The following is a 23,802-nucleotide window of genomic DNA, read 5'->3' as shown; positions in this document are numbered from 1 at the left end:
TTAGTTATCGCAATATGTATTTTTAGCCAAATCAAGCACTTCAAACAAATTCTTTTTCACAAATTCAGCATCTTTTAAACTCATTTCTTGATGTGCTGGTATGCTAAGCTCTGCCTTGTAAAAATTATCAGCATTTTCTAAAAAAATCTCTTTAAAATTTTTCTTGTAAAATGTGTATTCATAACTTGGTTTGTAATGCACCTGAACGCCTATGTTTCTGTTTAAAAGCTCTTGAAATATAAATTCTTTTTTGCAGTAAAACTCAGGATAAAGTAGTATTGGGTAAAGATGTCTTGTGCTTTTTTTATACTCTTTGATTTTTATAATCGAAAAATACTCATTTTTAGCAAAAGCCTCATCGTAGAATTTAGCTATTTCCTCTCTTTTTGCTAAATTCTTATCTAATTTTTTTAGCTGATTTAAGCCCAAAGCACAGGCTACATCGCTTAGTCTATAATTATAACCAAGCTCTATCATATCATTATCCCATAGCCTTTTTTTTACAATTCCGTGGCTTCTTAAAAGCTTTACATTTTCTATCAAGCTTTCATCATTGCTTACAACAGCACCGCCCTCAAATGTTGTTATAGGCTTTACCGGATGAAAGGAAAATATGGATATATCGGCAAAAGAGCCAAGTTTCTTGCCCTTAAATTCAGCTCCTAAAGCATGAGAGGCATCATCTACGATTTTTATATTGTATTTTTTTGCAAGTTCTTGAATTTTATCTATTTCTACGCTATTTCCAGCAAAATCAACCACGCAAATCGCACCCACATCATCGCTTTTTTCTTTCAATCTTTTCTCAAGCTTTACTTCATCTATGTTTCCATCTGATTTTATGTCTATAAATTCAGGCTTTGCTCCAGCCATTATAGCCGCATTTGAAGTAGCTGCAAAGCTTATGGCAGGGCTTAAAACAGTTTTATTTTTCACATCAAGTGCTAAGAAAGCTAAGTGCAGTGCTGAAGTAGCTGAATTTAGCACGGCTGCGTATCTTACTCCAACATACTCACTTAAAGCCTTTTCAAAGTCCTCTACCTTAGAGCCACCAGTTAAAAAATCATCTTTTAAAGCCTTTATCACAACTTCTATGTCGCTACTGTCTATGTTTTGATGAGAATAAGTAAGCATTAAAAAGCCTTTGTTTGAGAGATGATTTTTAAAATTTCCTCATCGCTCGCCCATGAAGGATTATTATCAGAGCTATATGAAAAGCCTTCTTTCACCTTTTTGCCCTTTTCTTTTAGGGCATTTTGTGAGTAGTCTAGCTCCTCGTCCCAAAATTTTATACTAGGTGCTATGGTGTAGTAGTCTTTAAATTCGTAAGTTAAGTGGCTATCATCACTTGAAATCATTATTTCGTGTAGTTTTTCTCCTGCTCTTATGCCGATGATTTTTATGCCTAAATTTGGTGCCATGGCCTTGGCTAAATTTACTATCTTCATAGAGGGGATTTTTGGTATGAAAATTTCTCCGCCGTGCATTCTTTCAAAGTTGCTAAAGACGAATTTAACCCCGTCTTCAAGGCTTATCCAAAACCTAGTCATTCTTTCATCTGTGATAGGAAGTTCTTTAACTCCTTTTTCAATGAGGCTTTTAAATAAAGGCACCACAGAACCCCTTGAGCCCACGACATTTCCATATCTTGTAACGCTAAAGCGGGTGTGCTTAGCACCTACTAGGTTATTTGCTGCGATGAAAAGCTTATCACTAGCTAGTTTTGTAGCTCCGTATAAATTTACAGGATTGCAAGCCTTATCGGTTGAAAGGGCAATACATTTTTTGATATTATTTTTTATACAAGCATCTATTACATTTTGTGCGCCGTTGATGTTTGTTTTTATGCACTCCATAGGATTATACTCAGCCACAGGCACATGCTTCATAGCAGCTGCGTGGATTACATAATCAACCCCGTTCATAGCAGTGTTTAATCTATCAAAATCCCTAACATCGCCTATAAAATAACGCATGCAAGAGGCGTTAAAAAGACTTGCCATCTCGCTTTGCTTTAGCTCATCTCTTGAATAAATGATAATCTTTGCAGGTTTATAATGCTTTAAAAGTAAGCTTGTGTAAGTCTTGCCAAAAGAGCCTGTGCCTCCTGTTATGAGTATGCTTTTATTGTTAAACATAATGCTACCTTTCAATCCTTGCTGCTTAAATTTAGCAAAAAGTATTCCAAAGATTATTTTAAAATTCTAGGCAGGGTTATGCCCTCTTGTTTTTGATATTTTCCGTTTTTATCAGCATAGCTTACCTCGCAAGGCTCATCTCCTTGCAAAAATAAAACCTGTGCTATGCCCTCATTTGCATAAATTTTAGCTGGTAGGGGAGTGGTATTTGAAATTTCTATGGTTATATGCCCTTCAAATCCGGGCTCAAAGGGCGTTACATTTACTATTATACCACATCTTGCATAGGTGCTTTTTCCAAGACAAATAGCTAAAACATCTCTTGGCATTTTAAAATACTCCACCGTTCTAGCTAAAGCAAAGGAATTTGCAGGCACTATGCAAACATCACCCACAAAATCAACCACATTTTTTTTATCAAAACTTTTAGGGTCTATCACGGTGGTATTTACATTTGTAAAAATTTTAAACTCATTACCAACCCTTATATCATAGCCATAGCTTGAAAGCCCGTAGCTAACAACTCCTTTTCCTACATTTGTCTCACAAAATGGCTTTATCATCTCTTTTTCTAAGGCCATTTGTCTTATCCATTTATCAGCTTTTAAACCCATATAAACTCTTTTATTTATGATATTTGTAAATTATAGCTTAAAAATATTAAAAGGCATAAATTAATTAAAATTTAATTTTTTACTTCGTATAATGATTATTTGCCAAAAATATTTAGGAGATTTTATGACTAAAAACGAGATAAAAGAGCTTATAAATATGTTTTCAGAAGCAAATATAAGCAAGATAAAGATAAAAGAAAAAGACGGCTTTGAAATAGAGCTACATAGAGACTTAAAAACAGAAAAAATCCAAGAAGCAGCTTTAGTTTGCCCTCCAAGCCCACAGCCAATACCACAACCAATCAATGTAAATGTAGTAAATGAAGCCACTCCTCATAAGAGCAATAAACCGACATTAAACAGCCCTATGGTAGGAACATTTTATCAGGCTCCAAGTCCTGGTGCAGCACCTTTTGTAAGGGCTGGAATGACTGTTAAAAAAGGCGATACCATAGGTATAATAGAAGCTATGAAGATAATGAATGAAATTCAAGCTGAGTATGACTGTAAAATTTTAGAAGTCTTAGTAGATGATGGTCAGCCTGTTGAGTTTGATATGCCTTTATTTGTAGTTGAAAAGTGATAAAGTATGGAAATTAAAAAGATTTTAATAGCAAATCGTGGAGAAATAGCCCTAAGAGCCTTAAGAACTATAAAAGAAATGGGCAAACAAGCTATCTGCGTTTATTCAAAGGCTGATAGAGACGCACTTTATCTAAGATATGCTGATGCAAGTATTTGTATAGGTGGGGCAAGAAGTTCTGAAAGCTACCTAAACATACCCTCTATAATCTCTGCTGCTGAGATAGCCGAGGCTGATGCTATCTTTCCTGGATATGGCTTTTTAAGTGAAAATCAAAATTTCGTTGAAATTTGCGCTAAGCACAACATAAAATTTATAGGTCCTTCAGTTGAATCTATGGTTTTAATGAGCGATAAATCTAAGGCAAAACAGGTTATGAAAAGGGCTGGAATTCCTGTAATTCCGGGAAGTGATGGGGCCTTAAAAGATGTAGAAGCTGCTAAAAAAATGGCAAAAGAAATTGGCTATCCTGTTATCTTAAAGGCTGCTGCTGGGGGTGGCGGCCGTGGTATGCGTGTGGTTGAGAGCGAAAAGGATATAGAAAAAGCCTTTTGGTCTGCTGAAAGCGAGGCTATGAGTGCTTTTGGAGATGGTTCTATGTATATAGAAAAATGTATCTTAAATCCTCGCCACATCGAAGTGCAAATCATAGGAGATAGTTTTGGCAATGTCATACACATAGGCGAAAGAGACTGTTCTATGCAAAGAAGACATCAAAAGCTCATAGAAGAAAGCCCTGCCATACTTCTTGATGAAAAAACTAGGAAAAAACTGCACGAAACTGCCATAAGAGCTGCTAAGGCTATAAGTTATGAGGGTGCTGGCACCTTTGAATTTTTGGTGGATAAAAATTTAGACTTTTATTTTATAGAGATGAATACTCGCTTACAGGTAGAGCACTGCGTAAGTGAAATGGTAAGCGGTATAGACATAATAGAACAGATGATTAAGGTAGCTGAGGGCTATGCCTTGCCTCCTCAAGATAGCATAAAGTTAAGAGGGCATTCTATAGAGTGCAGGATAACAGCTGAGGATTCTAGAAGCTTTGTGCCAAATCCGGGCAAGATAACAAAATATGTAGCACCTGCTGGAAGAAATGTCCGCATGGAAAGCCACTGCTATCAGGATTACTCCGTGCCTCCTTACTATGACTCCATGATAGGCAAACTTGTAGTTTGGGGCGAGGATAGAAATATCGCCATAGCAAAGATGAGAGTGGCTTTAGATGAGCTTATAGTAAGGGGCATAAAAACCACTAGAACCTTTCATAGAAAGATGATGGACAATCCGGACTTCATAAATAACACCTTTGATACAACCTACCTAGCAAAGCACTGATTTGGTGTTTTGCTTTTTTTCTTTAATACTACTTATCATTTTAAAAATTTAAGCAAAATTCAAAAAAAAAAAAAACTAAAATTAGCCTTTATTAAATTTCAAAAAGGAAAATAAAATGGAATTTTTTAAAGGAATAGTTTCTCTAATGTAAAAGGGAAACTTTTAGTGATACAACGGGTTATGTTAAGGGTAAGATAGAGGGTTATACAGACGGAAAAATTGAGAGCTCTTACATAGACAAACATTTGTTTGGCACAGCTGGCGTAAAAGGAAATATACGTGGAAAGACTACAGGTTCAATTGATGGAGATATTAAAACTGTGCACAAACATTTTGTAAATTTTGATATAGATAATAAATCTTTTAGATTAGACGGAGATTTTGTTTTTAAAGATGGAGATAAAGTGGCTCTGTTTGCTGTTAATACAGGCATGGGTTATTACAAGGTGCGTATGCTTACAAATCATACTAAAAATTTTTCGTATAATACTCCTTATATACAACCTTTAAAAGAATTAGAAGTTGAGCCTACCAATAAGATATCTACCTTTATGTCAATCTGCATTAAATCTTTTGTGGTTTATATTTTGCTTAGAGTGATCTTGTTTTTCCTATCATTTATCATATCGCTTAGCTATTCAGATGTTTTAAGCCTAGTCTTGGCTTTGTTATATTTTGCATTTAGAATGTTTGATGCGTTTAGTCCAAGTGCAGCTGAAAGGCGAAAAAGACAAATAGAAAAGGAAAATGAAGAGATAAAGATTAAAAATGAAGAAAAGCAAAAAATCTTAGAAAGATTACAAAAAGCTTTTGATGAAGAAGTAAAAAGCATAACGCAAAACACTTAAAGTTTTGTGTCTAGCCTCTTAAAGCTACTTAAAATTCATCTTAAATACTTTATATCGGCCTTAGCTCTTAGCTTGTTAAAATAATCGCTGAGGTATTCCTCTCTTTGCTTGCTTGCATAAAGATTTGTTATTTCACTTTTTATTTCATCAAATGCCAGGGTTTGTGCCTGCTCTTTATTTTTGACCTTATACATCATAAAAATATCGTTATTTTGCATGATTGGAGTGTATTCCCCAGGCTTTAGGCGAGATAGAAAGGCTAGCAGTCTAATGTCGCTATTTTGGGGCGATAAGATTACACTTTCACTTTGTATAGAAGCCGCTTTTCTTTTACTAGTTTTTAGTTTTTCAAGCTCGCTAGCCTCACTTGAGCTTAAAACTTCAACTGAAATTTGCGTGAAAATAACAAAGTCATCAGGATTGCTATCATAATAACTCCTTAAGCCTTGCTCGCTAGTATCCACCTTATAAGCACTTACCAAAGCTTCGTATAGCCTTCTTTTTTCAAGCTGTTTTTTGAAATTTTCCTTAGCCTTTTGAAAATCTTTTTTACTTAAATTTGCTTTTAGTTGATTTAAGGAGCTGTTGCTTTGCATAAGCATTTTATTCATTTCGTTTTCAAGCTCAAATTCATTGACGAAAATTTTATATTTTTTGATTTCTGCAAGTTCTAATTTATCATCGATTAGTTCATTGATAGCCTCTTGTTTTGATATTTTTTTTTCTTGCATAAGCTTTGAAATTTCGTACTCTGTTATGATTTCTTGATCTACTGTTAGAGCTATTGCGTTGATTTGCCTTGCATAAGAAAGCGCAAAAATCATAAAAAGCAGTAAAAAAATCCTCATTTTAAGCCTTTTTAAGTGTTTAAAAGGCATTATAACAATTTTAAGTGTATAAAAATTAAGGAAAGATAAATGAAAAAAGTAGTAACTCGTTTTGCACCTTCTCCAACTGGATACTTACACATAGGAGGGCTTAGAACCGCACTTTATAATTATCTTTATGCTAGAAAAAATGGGGGAAAATTCTTACTTCGTATAGAGGATACAGATTTAAAAAGAAATTCTTTAGAGGCTACAAAGGCTATATTAGAGGCTTTTAAGTGGTGTGGTTTAGATTATGACTCTGAGGTGCTTTATCAATCACAAAGGTTTGATATATATAAAAAATACATACAAAAGCTCTTAGATGAGGGTAAGGCTTATTATTGCTATATGAGTAAGGACGAGCTAGATATGCTAAGAGCTAGTCAAGAAGCAGCAAAGCAAAGACCAAGATATGACGGACGTTATAGAGATTTTAAAGGAGAAGCACCTAAGGGAGTGGATCCTGTGGTGCGTATAAAGGCTCCTTTAAGCGGAGAAATAGCTTTTGATGATGGTATAAAGGGTAGGGTATGCTTTAAGGCAGATGATATAGTAGATGATTTTGTTATAGCAAGAAGTGATGGAAGCCCTACTTATAATTTCACTGTTGTTGTTGATGATGCTTTAATGGGTGTTAGCGATGTTATAAGAGGAGATGATCATTTATCAAACACGCCTAAACAAATCATACTTTACGAGGCTTTAGGCTTTGCGGTGCCGAAATTTTATCACGTGGCTATGATACATTCTCAAAGCGGAAAAAAACTTTCTAAAAGAGACGGAGCTACTGATGTTATGGAGTATAAGACTATGGGGATTTTGCCTGAGGCTTTGCTAAATTTTTTAGTGCGTTTGGGCTGGAGTCACGGCGATGATGAAATTTTTTCTATACAGGATTTAAAAAGGCTTTTTTCTCCAAAGCATATTAGCAAAAGTGCCTCATCTTGTGATTTCAAAAAGCTTGATTGGCTTAATGAGCACTACATAAAAACTCTTCCTTTTGAAACTTTAAAAGCTCATTTAAAGAATTTAGGCTTTGACTTAGATGCCATTAAAAATGCTGAGTTTTTACTAGATATGTTAAGATCTAGGGCTAAAACCTTGCTAGATATTATAAATAGCGCAAAAGACATTATAAATCAGCCTCAAAGCTACGATGAAAAGGGCATAAAAAAATTCATAAATGAAAACTCAGGTAAAATTTTAGAAAAATACTCACAATGCATAGAAGAAAAAAAGAATGCAGCCGAGTATGAAAGTTTTACAAATGAGTTTTTAGCTCAAAACAAGCTAGTCTTAAAGGACTTAGCACAGCCTTTAAGACTAGCTATCACAGGCAAAAGCGTTAGTCCTAGTATCTTTGAGCTTTTGGAGTTTTTAGGAGTAGAGGAGCTAAGGGCTAGGATTAAAAATTTTCTTGCCTTCTTAGCTAAGATTTAGGATGAGCTTTGATTTTTGCAAAGATTGATTATATAAATTTATTGCCCTTGCATATTTATATGAAAAAATACCCCCTGCCAAGTGGCATAAAAAAGGCTATGGCTTATAAAAGCGGTGTGCCAAGCAAGATGAATAAGGCTTTAGCCAACAGGTTAATTGATGCGAGTATGATTTCTAGCATAGAGAGTTTTAAGAAAAAATATAAGACGCTTGATGTGGGAATTTGTGCGAATAAAAAGGTCTTAAGCGTTTTAGTTTGCAAAAACACCAGCTATGAAAAGGACAGCAGCTCAGCTAGTTCAAATGCTCTTGCTAAAATTCTAAAACAAGATGGCAAGGTCATCATAGGTGATAGAGCCTTGAAAGCTTACCTTGAAAATAAAGAACTTTACATTGATTTATGTGAGCTTTGGTATGAAAAAACAGGACTACCCTTTGTCTTTGGACGCTTTTCTTGCCTTAAACACAAAGACTTTTATGAAAGAATGCTTAAGAATTTTCTAAAAGCGAAGATAAAAATTCCAAATTACATACTAGAAAAATACGAAGAGCAAAGAGGAATTTGCAAAAAAGATATAAAGGAGTATTTAGAACTAATTTATTATAAAATTGGAGTAAAGGAAAAAAGGGCCTTGAAAAAATTTCAAAGCCTTTTAAAATCTACTTAGCCTCTATTATCATAGGCACAGCTCTAAGACCTAAAGAGGAGTATTTTTCATATAATTTTTTTACCGCTTCTACCTCTTTTTCATCAACCTTTAAAGAATTTGTGCCTCTTTGCGAATAATGAGCTATCTTTTCATCGTAGTATTTTTCTAAGATTTTTATCTTTTCTTCATCGCTTTTTGCATTTTTGCTTTCTTTATAAATTAGTGCGGCTTTATCAAAGGCACTAATGCCATGCACAGGCGTTAGTATAAGTTTCATTTGATGAGTTTTTAACTCCTGTCTTATATTTTTAAGATGCATTCTACAATACGGACATTCAGGATCGCTAAAAACATAAAGAAGCGGTTTGTTTTTATCTCCAAGAGAGATTATCATCTTTTCTTTTTCTAGTTCTTTTAGGGCTTTTTTGCTAAAATTTTCTCTTTCTTTCTCCATCTTTTTTAATTCATAGCTTTGCTTATAAGATATATTTTGCTTTACATCTATTATATCAGGTGCTATGATATTATCCTTTGTGAAAATCAAATCTTCTTGGCTCATACCTTTGGCGCTAAATTTCACAGTAACTGCTTCAAAGTCTGTGTCTGGCAGCTTTTCTCTTTTTAAAATTTCAACCTTAACTCCCTCAAGTCTTTCTTTTAAGGCATCCTCGTAGAATTTTTTTATCTGCGTATTACTAGCACAAAAAGCAAGGCTAAAGGCTAGAGGCAAAAATACTAATGTTTTTTTCATCTTTTATCCTTTGATTTTATTTAAAATTTCATCTTGATTTGTGATTTTGCTATCAAATTTTATTACAAGATTTTTTGAATTTTCATACACATCTATCACGCCTTTAAGAGCTTTGATTTCCTTTAAATTTAGCCTTTTATCTAGATTAAGATAGATATTTTTAAAATCCTTTGGATTTTTTAAAAAGACTAGGATTATAAGCCATAAGGCTGATAGTATACCTAGGGCTAAAAAGGCTTGTATGCTAAGCTTATAATGAAAGGCAAGTCCTATCAAAATCCCGCCAAGAAAGCTTCCAAGATAACCAAAGGCATTAAAAACACCCAAAGCCACGCCCTTTTCATTAACCTTAGCAAATTTAGAAGCACAGCTTTGCATTATAGGCTCGTGCAGGTTAAAGGCTATGAAAAATACAAAGACAGCTGCTAAAAATAAATCAAAGGCAAAGTCATATTTTATAAGAGTGTAAGCGTATTTATATAAAAAATAATCATAAGCGTATATGCTTACAAAGCTTAAAAGGCAGTAGATGATAAATAAAAACACCCCAAAAAGTAAAATTTGCTTTGCTAGAGCTCTTTTTTCTCCTAAAGCACCAGCCATACCCATAGCTAAAAAACCAAAAATCATAGCAAGAGCATAAATTTTATAAAGCTCATCCTTTGGATAAGAAAGAGTATCTACAAGCACTATAGGAATGCTAAAAAAAGCTATGCTCATAAGCATTTTTTGCATAAAATTTGTTAAGTTCATAATAGCGAAATTCTTTTCTATGAAAAAGTTTTTAAGCCCCGTTTTTGCGTTTTCGTGTTTTAATTTCACTTCCTTTGGCACGGCGGTAAAAAGCAAGATTATACAAAGTATCGTAAGTGCTGTGCTTAGATTAAAAAGGCTTGTTAGTCCAAATTTAGCACTCATAATAGGAGCTATTATCATAGATGAGGCAAAGGCAAGTCCTATGAACATACCCATTATAGCCATAGCCTTAGTTCTTTGTTCTTCCACCACAAAATCACTTATCATAGCGGTTGCCACAGCTCCAATCGCTCCAGCACCTTGTAAGGTTCGCCCTAACATCATAGTGTAAATATCGCTTGCATTTGCACAAATTATAGAGCCTATTATAAAGATCACAAGCCCTAAGAGCAAGGCTTTTTTTCTACCTATCTTATCGCTTAAAATTCCAAAAGGCACTTGAAAAAGCACCTGTGCTAAGGCATAAAGTCCCACTAAAAGCCCTATGTAAAAGTCATTAGCTCCTTTTAGCTCAGCAGAATACAAAGAAAGCACAGGCAAGACTATGAAAAGTCCAAAAAACCTAGTTGCCACTATGAAAGAAAGAGGTAAAACACTTTTTAACATATCAAATCCTAGTTTAAAAAAAGATGATTTTACTATCTTTTAGCTTATGAAAGGTAAGTACTATTTATGCTTAGTTTAAAAATTTTTTTTAAACTTAGGCTATGAAAAGGATAATAATAGCTAGCTCAAATGAAGGCAAGATAAATGAATTTAAAGCTTTGCTTAAGGGCTTTGAGCTTTTTTCTTTAGCTGAATTTTACAAAGGCGAGATAGAGGAAAATGGCTCAAGTTTTAGGGAAAATGCCCTTATAAAAGCAAGGGCTGTTTATGAAAACTTAAACGAAAAGCAAAGGAAAGAATTTATAGTTTTAAGTGATGATAGTGGACTTTGTGTAGAGGCTTTAAACGGGCGTCCAGGCATTTTTTCAGCTAGATTTTCAGGGCAAAAAAGTGATGAGGCAAATAGAAAAAAGTTAATTTTTGAGCTTAATTCTTTAAATTTAAATAAAAGCAAGGCTTATTTTAAGTGTGTTATAGCTCTTCGCTCTTTTTATGGCGAGTGCTTTACAAACGGGGTTTTAAGAGGTTTTGTTATAGATAAAGAGCTTGGCGAAAATGGCTTTGGCTATGATTCTTTATTTATCCCAAGAACTTATGATAAAACCTTAGCCCAGCTTAGCCCTGAGCTTAAAAACAACATTTCTCACCGTGCAAAGGCTCTTAAGCTAATGAAAAGAATTTTAAAACTTTTTTAAAAAGGCATTTTATGAAAACATTTTTGTATTATATATCCATAGCTGTATTTTTGTATGTGGTTTATATGGCTTTTTCTATTTATTTTTCCTAACAAAGCTTGAAAGCAAGCTAGCTAGCAACAGTAAAGAGCCGCTTAGCAAGAAAATCATAACAAGCACCGTTAGTAAGCCAAAATAAATAGTAGGCATAAATTCACTACTTAGCATAATCCCAAAGCCAAGAACAACAGCAACAGTGGTGTAAAACAGTGCAGCACCTATTTGAGAATGTGCTATGAGTATGGATTTTAAGGTGCTGTGTCGTTGCTTTTCCTTTTGAAATCTATGTATGTAATGAATGCTATCATCCACTCCTATGCCTATTGAAATGGCTGCTATTGTTATACTCATTAAATCAAGCGGTATGTTTAAAAAGCCCATGATGGCAAAGACAAGGCTAAGCGGGATTAAATTTGAAATGATGGCTATGCTAGCTAATTTCACGCTTTTAAATACAAAGATGAAAAGCACAAAAATAGCTATTACAACAAAGCACAGTGTATCAAACTGCGATGAAAAAAGGCTTTGAAGCATGTTGTTATAAAGTAACATTATATTTGTTATGTAAATCTCTACATCCTCATCTTTTAATAATTCTTTGCTATTTTTTTCTAAATTCTTTAAAAATTCTGCTCTAACCAAGCTTTCGTTAGAATCCATTATCCGCATCGCAAATCTAAATTCGTTAAATTCCATACTTATATAAGGATTTAGCAAATCTTGCTTTAGTTTGTCTGGCATATTTTCATTTAAAAAAGCTAGGCTAAAATCATCTAAATTTTTACCATCATTTAAGATTTTGCCAAATTCTAGCAAGCTGTTAAAAGACATGACAGAGGCGACAAAATCTTGTTTTTGCAAAAATTCGTGTAGCTCTTTAGCTATCCTGCTTTTTCTTGCGTCAAAAAAGTATGTGTCCTTTTTGCTAAGCTCGTTAAATTCAGCCTCAAAGCTATCTAAATTTTCTTCTTGCTTTTCTTTATCTTTGAATTTTACGATTATATCAAGTGGGATTGTGCCGCCCAGTTTTTGGTCTATTTCAAGCATTCCTTGTTTGATTTCGCTGCTGTCTTTAAAATACGATACAAAGGAATTTTCAACCCTTAGTTTTGATATGCCAATGAGCGAAATTGTTATGATTAGCAAGGATAAAAAGTAAATTATCGAGGATTTTTTTACGCTAAATTTGGCTATTTTTCTTAAAAAGCTTAAATTTGCTGTATTTACATATTTTCTTTTTTTAAGCAAGGACATAATGCAGGCAAAATACACATAAGAAAGTATCAAGGCCACGAATATAGCCACGCTCATCATAATTCCAAGGTCTATTACAGGCTTGATGTTTGAAAAAATGAGACTTAAAAAGCCTATGGCCGTGGTTAAGATAGCGTAAAAGCTTGGCTTTGCTTTAGATAATAGCGTTGCTAGCACTATGTGAGAATTTGAAGCCTTTTTAAATTTGTTAGAGTATTCTATAAAATGCGTGTTTAGGTGTATTATTAGCGATAAGCTTATGATTAAAAGTAGGGGCACGAAATTTGATGAAATTACCGTTATAGAAAAATTGCTAAGTGCGAAAATTCCACTCACAGTAAATAAAGATATAAAGCATATAAAAAGTGCAATCAATATAAAACGAAGCTGCCTAAAAAACAGCCACAAAGCAAATGCAAGCAATAGTATGAGTGCTAAAGAATAGCTTAGCATGTCTTTTTTGATGTAGCTTATCATGTCATTAACTATCATCTTGACCCCGCCAAGGTGAAGCACGACATCATTTGTTTGGTATTTTTCTATGATGGCTCTTATATCTTTTATAAGCTTTTCTTGTTTTTTAAGCTCGCTTTCTTGGTGCTTTTTAAGCTCTAGTCTAAACTTATCTTTATCCTCTTCATTTGCCTCATCTCTTAATCTTACAAGTTCTTTATATCTTTCATCTGCTTTTAGATATATGATAAATGCCGCACTTTTTAAATCCTTTGATATAAGATTGTTTACATAGAATGGATTGTTAGTAATTTCAACCTTGGCCTTGCTTAAATTCACATCTTTATCAAAGATATTTTGGGGATTTTTTATAAGCTCATCTAAGCTTTTAGTGTCGCTGCTTTGAAGCAAGACAGCATTTACGATGCTTAGAATTTTCTCGCTTTCTTCTAGCTTTTCTAAATCCTTGTGTATTTTTTGCATAAGTTCTAAATTTGCCTTGGAAAATAAGCTTTCATTTTTATTTTCATAAGCAAGTATTAAAAAGTCATTATCTTTAAAATGTGAGGAAAGCTCTCTAAAGAGCCTTAAGTCCTTATCATCCTCTAAAAGCAGTGTCTCAGGGCTAGCGTCTATGTTAAGTTTTGTTGCAAAAAATGACAAAAAAATACAAAGCAAGCTTGTGAGAATAAAGCCTGCTTTGTTGTATTTTATAAGGGTTTTTAGTAAAAATTTAAGCATTAATCAAAGCTTACATTTTCAAGGCTTTTTAAAATATCATCAAAAGAGCCTTTTTCTAACAAATCCTTAAACTGGGACCTATAAGTTTGAACTATGCTAACTCCAAGCAAATCAACATCATAAATTAGCCAGCTTTTTTTATTATCATAAAATTTAAAGATTATGTTTTTTAGCTCGCCATCAACCACCATCTGCGTTAAAAGCTCATAGCGATTTTCTTTGGTTTTTTTGCCACCTTTAACCTTTAATTCTTGGTTAGTATAAAGGCTTAATTTGTTTGTAAAGCTTGTTTTTAGCTGTTTTTCAAAGGCCTTGTTGTAAATTTGTTTTTCTTGTTCGCTAAGAGAGTTAAATTTCTTAGACAAACTTAGCTTAGCCATTAGTTCAAAATCAAAAATCGGGTCAAAAAGGGTGAAAATTTCATTTGCAGCCTTTGTTTTATCTTGATTATTTTTAATAGCTAGCAAGGCTTTGTCGATGTTTGTTTGCATGGTTTTTTCTATATTATCAAGCTCTAGGGCGAAAAAACTTTGACAAAGTAAAAGCAAGATTAATGCAATTTTTTTCATACAAACTCCTTATTTGCTAAGCTCTATCCTACGGGCTTCGTAAGCGTCTCTTAAGAAAGGATAGACATTAGGCGTATTAAAATAAATTTCATCTATAGTGTCACTTTCAAGCGACATTGTGTTCATTATAGCAAAAGAATTTACACTAAGACTTAACCAAAAAGGTTCTAAGTATCCGGTCGGATTTAAATACCAATTCACAGGCAAGGAAAGGGTGTCTCTTAGGTTGCTAGGTCCTAAAATGGGCAATACAAAGTGAAAGCCCCCGCCAATACCCCAATGAGCCAAGGCTACGCCAAAATCAGAGTCGTATTTTGCTATGCCAGAGGCACTTGCTGTGTCATTAAAACCAAAAAAACCAAAAAAGGTATTTACTGTAAATCTCAGCAATTCCACGCCGCTTTCTTTAAATTTAAACTGCAGTAAATTTCCGCTAAATCTAAGAGGCATGGCCAAATTTGAAAAGAAATTTCTTAAGCCATTCCTAGCACTTTCAGGTACCACAAAGGCATAGCTCTTAGAAACAGGTCTAATTACATAACTATAAAAAGCTATGTTAAATTTAGTCATGGCTTCGTTGTAGGATTTTAGCGGGTCATACACTTCTTTTTTTTGAAATTCAAGCTCAAAATCCTCAAATTCATCACAAAGAGTAAAGGAAAAGCTAAGTGTTAAAAGTAAAAGTATTTTTGCAATACTTTTTAAAATTAAAGCTTGATGTCCCAATGAAAAACAACCCACTCATCTATATCTCTTACCACAAAATCGGGACTAAAAATAGAATGCTTTCTTTTAAAAACAGTAGCCACCTTAAAGATGATGTGTGGAAATTTAGACTGCAAAAGTCTTTTTATTTCTTTCATGCTTTCGCCGCTATCTATTATGTCATCGACTATTAAAACTGTTTTAAAGTTGCTTAAATCAGGCACATTAAAAATTTCAACAGTATCAAGCTTTGTGGTGTCGTCGTAATGTATAGAATTTAAGACAAAAACTTGGCGGTTATTAAGCGCTAAGGCGAGGCAGTGAGCTAAGGACATTCCGCCCCTTGCCACAGCTAAGATAGCGTCTGCTTTGAAAGAAGCGTCTATATTTTTGGCTAAATCTTTAAAATCTTTTGCAAATTCATCATAAGTATAATAATACATCTAAAACCTTACATTTTCTAAGATAAAAATAGCAAGTGATATAAGGCTTAGACTAAATAAAAAAAGACTTATTTTTTGCCTTGTAAATACACAAGCTAAAACATAGGCTAAAAAGCCAAAGGCAAAGCCGGTTGTTATAGAATAACTAAGTGGCATCATAAAAATCATGAAAAAGCTAGCTATGCAAACTGCTTTATCGTCGAAATTTATGTGTCTTACCTCGCTAAACATGAGTATACCAACCATAACAAGCACAGGATAAATACAAGCACTAGGTATGGCCTTAAAAAGCGGCAAAAAGAACAAGGATAACAAAAAGCAAAGCCCAACTACAACGGCACAAAGACCTGTTTTGCCTCCACTTTCTATGCCCGATGCGCTTTCTATGTAGGTTACAACAGGAGAGGTTCCAACAACTCCGGCACAAGTAGAAGCGGCCGCATCAGCTATCAGTGTTCTGCCAAGCTTTTTTTCAGATATTTTTTTATCCTCAAAAATTTTGCTTCTTTGTGCAAGGCCGGTTACAGTTCCAACACTATCAAAAAGTTGTATGGCAAAAAAGGTTAGGATTATAGGCAAAATGCTAAGCTCAAGGGCTGATTTTATGTCTAGTTGCATAAAGATAGCCCCAAGCCCATTATCTTGGCTGAAATTTGGCAAGGATACGATAGACTGAGGCAAAGCCGCGCCTCCTATATTAAAAATCCAAGCTATACAAGCAGAAAGCAAAACTCCCAAGATAAAGGCTGCTTTGATGTTTAGGCAGTAAAAAAGCAAGATTAAGCCCAGCGAAAAAAGTGAAAACAAAACATTAACATCGCTAAAATTTCCAATGCCAACTATAGTAGCTTCGTTTTTGACAATCACTCCCATTTGTGAAAGCCCTATAAAGCTTATGAAAAGCCCGATACCAGCACACAAAGCTAGTCTTAAATCCTTTGGAATTCCATTTATTATCCACATTCTAAATTTGGTAAAAGATAACAAAAGAAATAAAAGACTAGATAAAAACACTGCTCCTAAGGCCACCTGCCAAGCTATGTTATAAGCTATGCAAACTGTGTAGGCAAAATACACATTCATACCCATTGCGACGCTGATTGCTATAGGTGTGTTGGCAAAAAGTCCGCACAAGATACAAGAAAAAGCTGTGATTAATGCGGTGGCACAGACCAAGGCTTCAACAGGCATGTTTGCACCACTTAAGATGTGCGAATTTACAGGCAGGATGTAAATCATAGTTAAAAATGTAGTAAAGCCAGCTACAAGCTCGGTTTTAACAGTTGTTTTGTGTCCTTTTAAGTCAAATATAAGCATTAGGCATAACTTTTTAATTCATTATATAAAGAATCCCGCTCGATAGGGATTAAATTTGATGTTTTTATCATGTCGATAAAGGTTTTTAGCTTCATTCCTCTAGCGCTTTTTGCCCCGCCCGCACTTTGTATGCTTTCTTTTTCTATGGTTCCGTCTAAATCATTTGCTCCAAATTCCTGTGCCACCATAGCTAAATTTATGCCCATGGTAGCCCAATAAGCCTTTATGTTTTTGATATTATCAAGAACTAATCTTGCAATGGCTATGGTTTTTAAAATTTCCTCACTTTGCAAGCTTTGCTCGACCTCTAAAAAGCTATTATCCTTTTGCCAAACAAGCGGTATAAAGGCATTAAAACCCTTTGTCTCATCTTGCAAGCGTCTAAGTCTTAGCATATGGTCTATTCTGTGTTCTTTTTTTTCTATGTGTCCAAAAAGCATAGTAGCGTTACTTTGTCTGCCTTTTTGATGCCAAAGTTTATGAATTTTTAGCCAATTTTCGCTGCTTACCTTGCCCTTACAAATTTTAGCTCTAATTTCCTCATCAAAGATTTCAGCTCCGCCTCCTGGCATGGAATCAACGCCATACTCTATCATCTTTTCTATGGTTTCTTCATAGTTTAGCTTAAAACGGCGGTATAAAAAGTCTATCTCAGCAGCTGTCATAGCCTTTATGTGTAGGTGCGGATACTTATCTTTTATGAGTTTAAAAATTTCTAAATACCACTGCCAAGACCTGTCTTTATTATGTGCTGAAACTATGTGAATTTCTTTAGTATCGTTTTTTACGGTTTCATCAACTACTTGCATTATCTCATCGTGGCTCATGAAGTAGGGATTAGGATTTTTTCTATGAGCTGAAAAGGCGCAAAATTTGCAAGTATCAGCGCAGATATTTGTGGGATTTATGTGTCTGTTTACATTAAAATACACCTTTTTTCCGTGTAAATTTTGTCTTTTTTTGTGTGCGTATTTAGCTAGCGTAAAAAGGTCTAAATCGTACAGTTTGTAGCAATCTTCTTCTTTAATTCTTTCTTCATTTTCCAAAGCTTGTAAAAGGCTTTTCATATCAAACTCCGAGCTTAAAATGGAGGCATTTTAGCAATTTTTTTTAAACCAACAAGAATTTAAAATTTGTTATAATTATTTTTATTTTTTAGGATTTTTCTTGTTGGATATAAGCACGGTAAATACATTAAAACAAAAATTCACAGATACGCAAAAATGCTGCCACAAGCATTTTGCCAAGCAGGGTTCCTTTGCTTTGTATTATTCCAAGGAGATGGATTTTTTTGTTAAAGAAAGTTATGAGCTTGTTTTAAAAGACTTTTTTGAGGATTTTTTGCCAAGCTCGGTGCCAATTTGTATCTTTGCTACAAAACTTTACGCTTCAAACAAGCTCACAGTTCATCAAGGGCTTGATTTGCTCTTTGTTTATAAGGATTTAAAAGCTTATAATTTAAGGCAAATCATAAAAGCTAGCATAAGGCTTTTAGAAGATATCGGCTGTAAGGTATTTTACGATATATACGAGCTTAGCGCCATACAAAATAAGACATTAAACATTATAAACACGCGTTTTTTGTGTGGTTCTAAGCAGCTATTTAAGAGCGTAAAAGATGAGTTTAGGCTGTCATTTTTGGAAAAAAAGAGTGCTTTTTTAGATGAAATTCGCAAAAATACAGAATGTAAGCTTTCATTTTTAAAGCAAGAATTTAATATCAAAAAAGACTTTGGCGGCCTAAATGATATAAAAAAGTTGGACGAGCTTTTCATACTTTTTAAAGACGAGCTTAAGGCTATGTTTAGCGAGGATGAGCTGTCTAAAATTCGCTTAAGTAGCGATTTTTTACTATCTTTGCAGGCTGCTATGAATTTGAATTTAAGCAAAGATACGGATATGTTTTTGCTAAATGATACGCAAAATATCGCGAAATTGATGTTCATAAAAGATAAGAAAAATTTACATTCTTATGAAATTTTACTTAGAAAAAGCCTTGCTTGTAGGCATTTTATCGGCCTGTGTCTTTTAAATATACTGAAAAATAAGGACGAGCTTTTATTAAAAGATATAAACTGCAATAGCTTTTTGCAAAAATGCCTAAATTTAGATGACTGTTTTAGGCCCGAGTTTGTTTTGCATTTAAGTAGGCTTGATTTTGCTAATTTTGACTTAGATATTTTTAAACAAATTTTATGCAAAGAACATAGCTTTCATCTTTTAAGGCTTTTGCTTGATTCTAAGCAGATGAAGCACTGTTTAAAGCCTTTTTTTGCTCTTAGATTTTTGATGGATTATGAGCATGAGTATAGCACTTGTGACAATGCTTTGCTTTGTGTGAAAGAAGTTGAGGAGAATTATAAGGATTTTAATGAATTTAATCTTAGCCAAGATGAGTTTGCGTTGCTAAAATTAAGCATTTTGCTAGCTTTTTTAAAAGAGGATAACGAGCTTTCTTTAGCCAATATTTATAGAGCCTATGCTAGTAAGTTAAATTTCAAGCCAAGCCACATAGATAAAGCCTTGCTCTTTTGCAAGAATTTTCATCTTATGAAAGATATAGTTTTTAAAGAAGATATAGATAATGAAACTGTTATTTTTTCTCTTATTTCGAGGTTTAAAAAGCAAGAGGATTTAAGACTTTTGTATCTTTTAACAAAGCTAAGTGCCAAGGCTTTAAACTATGCTGATAGCTTTTTTTTAAATTCTTTAAATAAACTTTTAGAAAATTCTTTAAACGCCTTTTTGGATGAAAGTTTCTTAGATGAAAGCACCAGACGGCTTAAAAAAGAGCAAATTTTAAAAAGAAACAAAGATTTTCTAGCCCTAAGTAGCAGCATGCAAAATAAGATATGCCATATAAAATCAAATTTATTTTTTATAAAAAATAGCTTTGAAAAGATTATTTTTGTTTCTGTTATGGCTGATGAAAACTCATACAAAATTATCTTAAACAACGAAAAAAACTTGGTTGTGGAACTCTTTGCCAAGAGTGATTTTAGGGTTGAAAACATCTTGTTTTTGCTTGCAAATTTAAATTTGCTTTCCATGAATTTTTACGAACTTTTTGATGATAAAATTTACTTAAGGTTTGAATATAGCGATGTTTTAAGCGATGAGGATATACAAAAACTTTACAAAATTTTAGAAAAAAGGGCTTTAAATATAGGTAAAAACGAAGTTAAAAAACCGATGATTAAAAAAGATGAGTTAAAATTCGTGCCAGAGTATTCTAAAAACTATGTTAAGTTGAGTTTAAATACCAAAGACAGCAAGGGCTTGATGGCTTTTGTGATGAGTGTTTTTGCTAAATTTAACTTAAAACTTAGTGCAGCAAAGATACAAACTGTAAGGCAAAGGACTAGAAATACCTTTATCTTTGAAAAAACAGATAAGCTTTTAGACTTTAAACAAGAGCTAATAAATTCTTTAACAATGGAGTGAAAATGTGCGGAATAGTAGGCTACATAGGCAACAAAGAAAAAAAACAATTCGTCCTAGAAGGACTTAAGGAGTTAGAGTACAGAGGTTATGACAGTGCTGGGCTTGCAGTTTTAAAAGATGGAGAATTAAGCTTTTTTAAAGCTGTAGGAAAGCTTGAAAATTTGGCAAATAAATGCTCAGCTTTTAGCAGTGATGGTTTTGGTCTTTGCATAGGCCACACAAGATGGGCAACCCATGGCAAGCCTACTGAGATAAACGCTCACCCGCATTTAGGGCAGTATTCTTGCGTTATACACAACGGCATTATTGAAAATTACAAGGAGTTAAAAGAGTTTTTAGAAAAAGAAGGGGTTAGCTTTGTGTCGCAAACTGATACGGAGGTTATAGTTCAGCTTTTTGAGTATTATGCAAAAAATTTGGATGCTTTTGAAGCCTTTAAAACCTTAGTTTCCAAGCTAAAAGGTGCTTTTGCTACCTTGTTAATTTCTAAAAAAGATCCAAATAAAATATTTTTCGCTAAAAACGCCGCACCTCTTATAGTGGCTAAAGATAAGGATGAATTTTACTTAAGTTCAAGTGACGCACCGCTAATAGGCCATAGCACCGAGGTTATTTACCTTGAGGATTTAAGTTATGGCTATGTTAGCAAGGGCGAGCTTGTGATTTATGAAAATGATAAATTAAAGGCAAATTCCTTTGTTAAGCTCACAAATGACAAGGCCTACGCTCAAAAAGACGGCTTTAGATTTTTTATGGAAAAAGAAATTTACGAGCAAAGTAGGGTGATGAGCGAGGTTTTAATGGGTAGGATTGATGGAGAAGAGGTCGTTTTTGACGAGCTTAGCAAAGAAAGCCTTGCTGATATAGATGAGATAAGTCTTTGTGCTTGCGGCACTAGCTACCATGCGGCCTTAGTTTCATCCTATCTTTTCGCAAGACTTGCTAAGATTAAGAGTACTGTTGAGATTGCTAGTGAATTTAGGTACAAAGAAGCGATTTTAAAGCCTAATACACTTTTTATAGTCATATCTCAAAGCGGTGAAACAGCCGATACTTTGGAGGCTTTAAAGATAGCTAAGCAAAATGGGGCAAAGACCTTAGCGATTTGCAATGTCGATAACTCAAGCATAGTTCGCTTAGCAGACATTAGCATTTTAACAAGAGCAGGGATAGAAAAGGGCGTTGCCTCTACCAAGGCCTTTGCTACGCAGGTTTTAAGCTTGTGGCTTTTAGCTATTTTTATGGCTCAAAAAAAGGGCTTTGATATGAGCTTGGAACTTAAGGCATTAAGGCACAGCCCGAATGTAAGCTTGGTTTCTCAAAAGCTTCACGATAAAATTCACAGACTATCAAAGAGATATCTAGACGGACACGGCTTTTTCTTTATAGGCAGAGATGTTTTTTATCCTCTTGCCTTAGAGGGTGCTTTAAAGCTTAAAGAGCTTTCTTACTTGCACGCTGAGGGTTATCCAGCAGGAGAGATGAAGCACGGCCCTATCGCCTTAGCAGACAGTAAACTTTACACTATAGCTTTGATGCCTAAGCTTTGTTTGTATGATAAAACTAAGTCAAATGTAGAGGAGCTAATCGCTAGAGATTCCACGGTTTTATGTCTTTCTCCGCTTGAATTTGAGCTTGGAGATGACTTTATAAAAACTAGCGAGCAAGAGCATTTTATGTGTGAATTTTTTGAAATGATGATAATCATACAGCTTCTAGCAATGGAAATTTCAATAAGACTTGGAAACGATGTGGATATGCCACGAAATTTAGCAAAAAGTGTCACTGTTGAATAATATCTTCTTGCAAAACTTACAAGCTTTAAGGCGGATAAATTCGCCGCTTGTAGATATTTTGCAAGAACTTGAGATAAAAAATATCAGCAGCATTAAGGATGAAAAGGGCTTAAATTTCATCCTTAATGACATAGCTTTATACGAAAATCCAAAGGAAGATCTTTTAAACAGAGCTTCTTTTTTTAAGCAAAATTTTAGTTCCTATCCTGTGCTGTATTTTTACGGGCTTGGAAATTCTATGCTTTATAAGCTTTTGCTTGAAAATGACAGATTAAAGCATTTGGTGGTTTTTGAGGATAATTTAGAGCTTATAAAGCTTTGTTTAAGTCTTTTTGACTTTAGCAAGCAATTAATACAAAAAAAACTCATACTTTTAAGTACGGATGAAAATTCCTTGTATGAGCTTTTAAAGATAGAAGATATTATTCTTGCTTACGAGCTTTACGAGCTTCATGTGCATAGTGATTTTTATATGAATTTTTTTGCTGATAAAATTAAGAGCTTAAATTTCAAACTTACAAATCTTTTAAAAAATTCAGTTTTTTACTATGGCACAAGTGCAGATGATGGTTATGTAGGCATAGAAAATAGCTTAGCAAATTTAGATACTATGCTTGAAAATTTTGTCTTTAAAAACTTTTTAAAGGATAATAAATTTAGATTTAAAACAGCTATCATAGTGGCAACAGGCCCTTCTTTAGATAAGCAGCTTCCCTTGCTTAAGAGCTATCATAAAAAGGCCATTATCTTTTGCCTTGATTCTTCTTACAAGATACTACACAAGCATGGCATTAAGCCAGATATTGTTTTATCCTTAGAAAGGGTTAAAGAAAGTGCCGAATTTTTTAATAATGATTATAAAGAATTTGATGAAAATACTGTTTTTGTGGTTTCTGCTTTAACTCATCCAAATACTGTTAAGTATCTAAAGGAGGCCAAAAGAGATTTTATGCTTGTTTTAAGGCCCTTGCACTTTCATTCTAGCCTAAAACTTGATGAGTATGGTTATTTGGCTGATGGTTTAAGCGTGGCAAATATGGCTTTTGAGTTAGCTGCTTCTTTAAGATTTGAAAACATCATTTTAATAGGCCAGGATTTAGCTTATGCACAGGATAAAAGCTCACACAGCGAGGATTATATGTATAAAAGCTTGCACAAAAATGATTATGAAAGAGATGAGAATTTATACAAGTGCGAGGCTTACGGTGGGCTTGGTGTGGTGCAAAGTTCTTTGGTTTGGACACTTTTTAGGCAAAGCTTGCAAAAAGATGCAAGTTTAGTCAGTTCTAAGCTTAATATAAAGGTTTTTAATGCTACGCAGGGCGGTGCGAGGATAAAAGCTTGTATAGAAAAGCCTTTTAAAGAATGCTGTGAGGAGCTTTTAAGCGAGGATTTAGATAAAAGATTCTTTCTTTTTAAAAACGATAGTCTTAAAATTTCAAGCCTTAAAAAACAAACAAAAAAAAGGATGAAAAAAATTTACACCTCCTCAAAGCACTTTTTAAGCATTATTTCAAAGATAAATGATGAGGATTTTGAGAATTTGGAACTTTTAATGCTTAAGTTTAGACAAAGTGACTGTTTTAACGAACTTTTTATGCCAAGTTATTTTGCTTATGCAAGCAAGATTACAAAGCTAAAAGTATTTGATTTAAAATTAGAGTGCAAAAAAGAGGCTCTGCTTTTTTTCGCAGAACTTGCAGAGCTCTTATCTAAGCAAAATGCCTTGCTTAAGCGATATATTGAAGGATAG

21 protein-coding genes are annotated in these 23,802 nt (G+C 33.9%); 9 read left to right on the top strand and 12 right to left on the bottom strand.

Annotated elements, in window-relative coordinates; all coding sequences use genetic code 11:
• The 3 genes from pseC to dcd are packed head-to-tail and all read right to left on the bottom strand — an operon-like array spanning nt 1 to nt 2,752.
• Nucleotides 1-1,134 carry a UDP-4-amino-4,6-dideoxy-N-acetyl-beta-L-altrosamine transaminase gene (gene pseC / locus CAV_RS06075; protein ID WP_094325636.1) on the bottom strand — a complete coding sequence of 378 codons (1,134 nt, stop codon included), beginning with the start codon at nt 1,132-1,134 and terminating at the stop codon, nt 1-3.
• Complete coding sequence (gene pseB, locus CAV_RS06070) at nt 1,134-2,138, bottom strand: UDP-N-acetylglucosamine 4,6-dehydratase (inverting) (protein ID WP_094325635.1); 1,005 nt, start codon at nt 2,136-2,138, stop codon at nt 1,134-1,136. The genes pseC and pseB overlap by 1 nt, the downstream gene beginning before the upstream one ends.
• A 53-nt stretch (nt 2,139-2,191) precedes the next feature.
• A complete protein-coding gene (gene dcd, locus CAV_RS06065) occupies nt 2,192-2,752 on the bottom strand; it encodes a dCTP deaminase (RefSeq protein ID WP_094325634.1) in 561 nt (186 codons plus the stop codon).
• Between the two features lie 124 nt (nt 2,753-2,876).
• Between dcd and accB the strand changes: the two genes are divergently transcribed.
• The 3 genes from accB (at nt 2,877) to CAV_RS06050 (ending at nt 5,521) form a co-directional block, all read left to right on the top strand.
• Entirely contained in the window at nt 2,877-3,335 is a 459-nt protein-coding gene (gene accB / locus CAV_RS06060) for an acetyl-CoA carboxylase biotin carboxyl carrier protein (protein WP_094325633.1), read from the top strand.
• A 6-nt stretch (nt 3,336-3,341) separates the two neighbouring features.
• Nucleotides 3,342-4,673 carry an acetyl-CoA carboxylase biotin carboxylase subunit gene (locus tag CAV_RS06055; RefSeq protein WP_094325632.1) on the top strand — a complete coding sequence of 444 codons (1,332 nt, stop codon included), beginning with the start codon at nt 3,342-3,344 and terminating at the stop codon, nt 4,671-4,673.
• A gap of 320 nt (nt 4,674-4,993) precedes the next feature.
• On the top strand, nt 4,994-5,521 hold the full coding sequence (locus CAV_RS06050) for an ATP synthase subunit B family protein (RefSeq protein WP_148131227.1): 528 nt from the start codon (nt 4,994-4,996) through the stop codon (nt 5,519-5,521).
• A gap of 35 nt (nt 5,522-5,556) precedes the next feature.
• Here CAV_RS06050 and CAV_RS06045 read toward each other — a convergent pair whose 3' ends face one another.
• Nucleotides 5,557-6,369, bottom strand: a complete 813-nt coding sequence (locus tag CAV_RS06045; protein WP_157676340.1) for a peptidyl-prolyl cis-trans isomerase — start codon at nt 6,367-6,369, stop codon at nt 5,557-5,559.
• Nucleotides 6,370-6,438: 69 nt separating this feature from the next.
• On the opposite strand from CAV_RS06045, the gene gltX reads away from it, so the two are divergent.
• Both gltX and CAV_RS06035 read left to right on the top strand, forming a co-directional pair.
• Nucleotides 6,439-7,830 (top strand): glutamate--tRNA ligase, encoded by a 1,392-nt coding sequence (gene gltX / locus CAV_RS06040; protein WP_094325629.1) that lies wholly within the window; start codon nt 6,439-6,441, stop codon nt 7,828-7,830.
• Between the two features lie 8 nt (nt 7,831-7,838).
• The gene (locus CAV_RS06035; RefSeq protein WP_094325628.1) at nt 7,839-8,498 is read left to right on the top strand and encodes an MqnA/MqnD/SBP family protein; all 660 of its coding nucleotides are present in this window, start codon (nt 7,839-7,841) and stop codon (nt 8,496-8,498) included.
• On the opposite strand, the gene CAV_RS06030 is transcribed toward CAV_RS06035, so the two are convergent.
• Complete coding sequence (locus CAV_RS06030) at nt 8,491-9,231, bottom strand: bifunctional thiol oxidoreductase (RefSeq protein ID WP_094325627.1); 741 nt, start codon at nt 9,229-9,231, stop codon at nt 8,491-8,493. The genes CAV_RS06035 and CAV_RS06030 overlap by 8 nt on opposite strands.
• Before the next feature lie 3 nt (nt 9,232-9,234).
• A complete protein-coding gene (locus tag CAV_RS06025) occupies nt 9,235-10,593 on the bottom strand; it encodes an MFS transporter (RefSeq protein WP_094325626.1) in 1,359 nt (452 codons plus the stop codon).
• A 101-nt stretch (nt 10,594-10,694) separates the two neighbouring features.
• On the opposite strand from CAV_RS06025, the gene rdgB reads away from it, so the two are divergent.
• Nucleotides 10,695-11,288, top strand: a complete 594-nt coding sequence (gene rdgB, locus CAV_RS06020; RefSeq protein ID WP_094325625.1) for an RdgB/HAM1 family non-canonical purine NTP pyrophosphatase — start codon at nt 10,695-10,697, stop codon at nt 11,286-11,288.
• Between the two features lie 75 nt (nt 11,289-11,363).
• Here the strand turns inward: rdgB and CAV_RS06015 are convergent, their stop codons facing one another.
• The 6 genes from CAV_RS06015 to mqnE are packed head-to-tail and all read right to left on the bottom strand — an operon-like array spanning nt 11,364 to nt 17,876.
• Nucleotides 11,364-13,775 (bottom strand): efflux RND transporter permease subunit, encoded by a 2,412-nt coding sequence (locus CAV_RS06015; protein ID WP_094325624.1) that lies wholly within the window; start codon nt 13,773-13,775, stop codon nt 11,364-11,366.
• Nucleotides 13,775-14,344: a Tgt2/MlaC family protein gene (locus tag CAV_RS06010; RefSeq protein ID WP_094325623.1), complete on the bottom strand. Its 570-nt coding sequence runs from the start codon at nt 14,342-14,344 to the stop codon at nt 13,775-13,777. The genes CAV_RS06015 and CAV_RS06010 overlap by 1 nt, the downstream gene beginning before the upstream one ends.
• Before the next feature lie 9 nt (nt 14,345-14,353).
• A complete protein-coding gene (locus CAV_RS06005; RefSeq protein WP_245807395.1) occupies nt 14,354-15,085 on the bottom strand; it encodes an MlaA family lipoprotein in 732 nt (243 codons plus the stop codon).
• Nucleotides 15,052-15,492, bottom strand: a complete 441-nt coding sequence (locus CAV_RS06000; protein ID WP_094325621.1) for a phosphoribosyltransferase — start codon at nt 15,490-15,492, stop codon at nt 15,052-15,054. Before CAV_RS06000 ends, CAV_RS06005 begins: the two co-directional genes overlap by 34 nt.
• A complete protein-coding gene (locus CAV_RS05995; RefSeq protein WP_094325620.1) occupies nt 15,493-16,809 on the bottom strand; it encodes an NCS2 family permease in 1,317 nt (438 codons plus the stop codon).
• Complete coding sequence (gene mqnE, locus CAV_RS05990; protein WP_094325619.1) at nt 16,809-17,876, bottom strand: aminofutalosine synthase MqnE; 1,068 nt, start codon at nt 17,874-17,876, stop codon at nt 16,809-16,811. Before mqnE ends, CAV_RS05995 begins: the two co-directional genes overlap by 1 nt.
• A gap of 100 nt (nt 17,877-17,976) precedes the next feature.
• On the opposite strand from mqnE, the gene CAV_RS05985 reads away from it, so the two are divergent.
• From CAV_RS05985 to CAV_RS05975, 3 genes are read left to right on the top strand one after another with little or no spacing between them, the layout of a single operon-like run.
• Nucleotides 17,977-20,253, top strand: a complete 2,277-nt coding sequence (locus tag CAV_RS05985; RefSeq protein ID WP_094325618.1) for a hypothetical protein — start codon at nt 17,977-17,979, stop codon at nt 20,251-20,253.
• A 2-nt stretch (nt 20,254-20,255) separates the two neighbouring features.
• Complete coding sequence (gene glmS, locus CAV_RS05980; protein WP_094325617.1) at nt 20,256-22,049, top strand: glutamine--fructose-6-phosphate transaminase (isomerizing); 1,794 nt, start codon at nt 20,256-20,258, stop codon at nt 22,047-22,049.
• Complete coding sequence (locus CAV_RS05975; protein ID WP_094325616.1) at nt 22,042-23,802, top strand: motility associated factor glycosyltransferase family protein; 1,761 nt, start codon at nt 22,042-22,044, stop codon at nt 23,800-23,802. The genes glmS and CAV_RS05975 overlap by 8 nt, the downstream gene beginning before the upstream one ends.

Origin of the sequence: Campylobacter avium LMG 24591 (assembly GCF_002238335.1) — a bacterium.
Taxonomy (GTDB): Bacteria; Campylobacterota; Campylobacteria; order Campylobacterales; family Campylobacteraceae; genus Campylobacter_D; species Campylobacter_D avium.
This window is presented reverse-complemented; position numbering and strand designations above follow the sequence as displayed.

What these genes read in the sequence shown, in the direction of transcription:
- gltX (WP_094325629.1), top strand. Translation starts at nt 6,439, where the DNA reads ATGAAAAAAGTAGTAACTCGTTTTGCACCTTCTCCAACTGGATACTTA.
- CAV_RS06055 (WP_094325632.1), top strand. Translation starts at nt 3,342, where the DNA reads ATGGAAATTAAAAAGATTTTAATAGCAAATCGTGGAGAAATAGCCCTA.
- CAV_RS06010 (WP_094325623.1), bottom strand. Translation starts at nt 14,344, where the DNA reads ATGAAAAAAATTGCATTAATCTTGCTTTTACTTTGTCAAAGTTTTTTC.
- mqnE (WP_094325619.1), bottom strand. Translation starts at nt 17,876, where the DNA reads ATGAAAAGCCTTTTACAAGCTTTGGAAAATGAAGAAAGAATTAAAGAA.
- CAV_RS06045 (WP_157676340.1), bottom strand. Translation starts at nt 6,369, where the DNA reads ATGAGGATTTTTTTACTGCTTTTTATGATTTTTGCGCTTTCTTATGCA.
- CAV_RS06025 (WP_094325626.1), bottom strand. Translation starts at nt 10,593, where the DNA reads ATGTTAAAAAGTGTTTTACCTCTTTCTTTCATAGTGGCAACTAGGTTT.
- dcd (WP_094325634.1), bottom strand. Translation starts at nt 2,752, where the DNA reads ATGGGTTTAAAAGCTGATAAATGGATAAGACAAATGGCCTTAGAAAAA.
- rdgB (WP_094325625.1), top strand. Translation starts at nt 10,695, where the DNA reads ATGAAAAGGATAATAATAGCTAGCTCAAATGAAGGCAAGATAAATGAA.
- CAV_RS05995 (WP_094325620.1), bottom strand. Translation starts at nt 16,809, where the DNA reads ATGCTTATATTTGACTTAAAAGGACACAAAACAACTGTTAAAACCGAG.
- CAV_RS06030 (WP_094325627.1), bottom strand. Translation starts at nt 9,231, where the DNA reads ATGAAAAAAACATTAGTATTTTTGCCTCTAGCCTTTAGCCTTGCTTTT.
- accB (WP_094325633.1), top strand. Translation starts at nt 2,877, where the DNA reads ATGACTAAAAACGAGATAAAAGAGCTTATAAATATGTTTTCAGAAGCA.
- pseB (WP_094325635.1), bottom strand. Translation starts at nt 2,138, where the DNA reads ATGTTTAACAATAAAAGCATACTCATAACAGGAGGCACAGGCTCTTTT.
- pseC (WP_094325636.1), bottom strand. Translation starts at nt 1,134, where the DNA reads ATGCTTACTTATTCTCATCAAAACATAGACAGTAGCGACATAGAAGTT.
- CAV_RS06000 (WP_094325621.1), bottom strand. Translation starts at nt 15,492, where the DNA reads ATGTATTATTATACTTATGATGAATTTGCAAAAGATTTTAAAGATTTA.
- glmS (WP_094325617.1), top strand. Translation starts at nt 20,256, where the DNA reads ATGTGCGGAATAGTAGGCTACATAGGCAACAAAGAAAAAAAACAATTC.
- CAV_RS06015 (WP_094325624.1), bottom strand. Translation starts at nt 13,775, where the DNA reads ATGCTTAAATTTTTACTAAAAACCCTTATAAAATACAACAAAGCAGGC.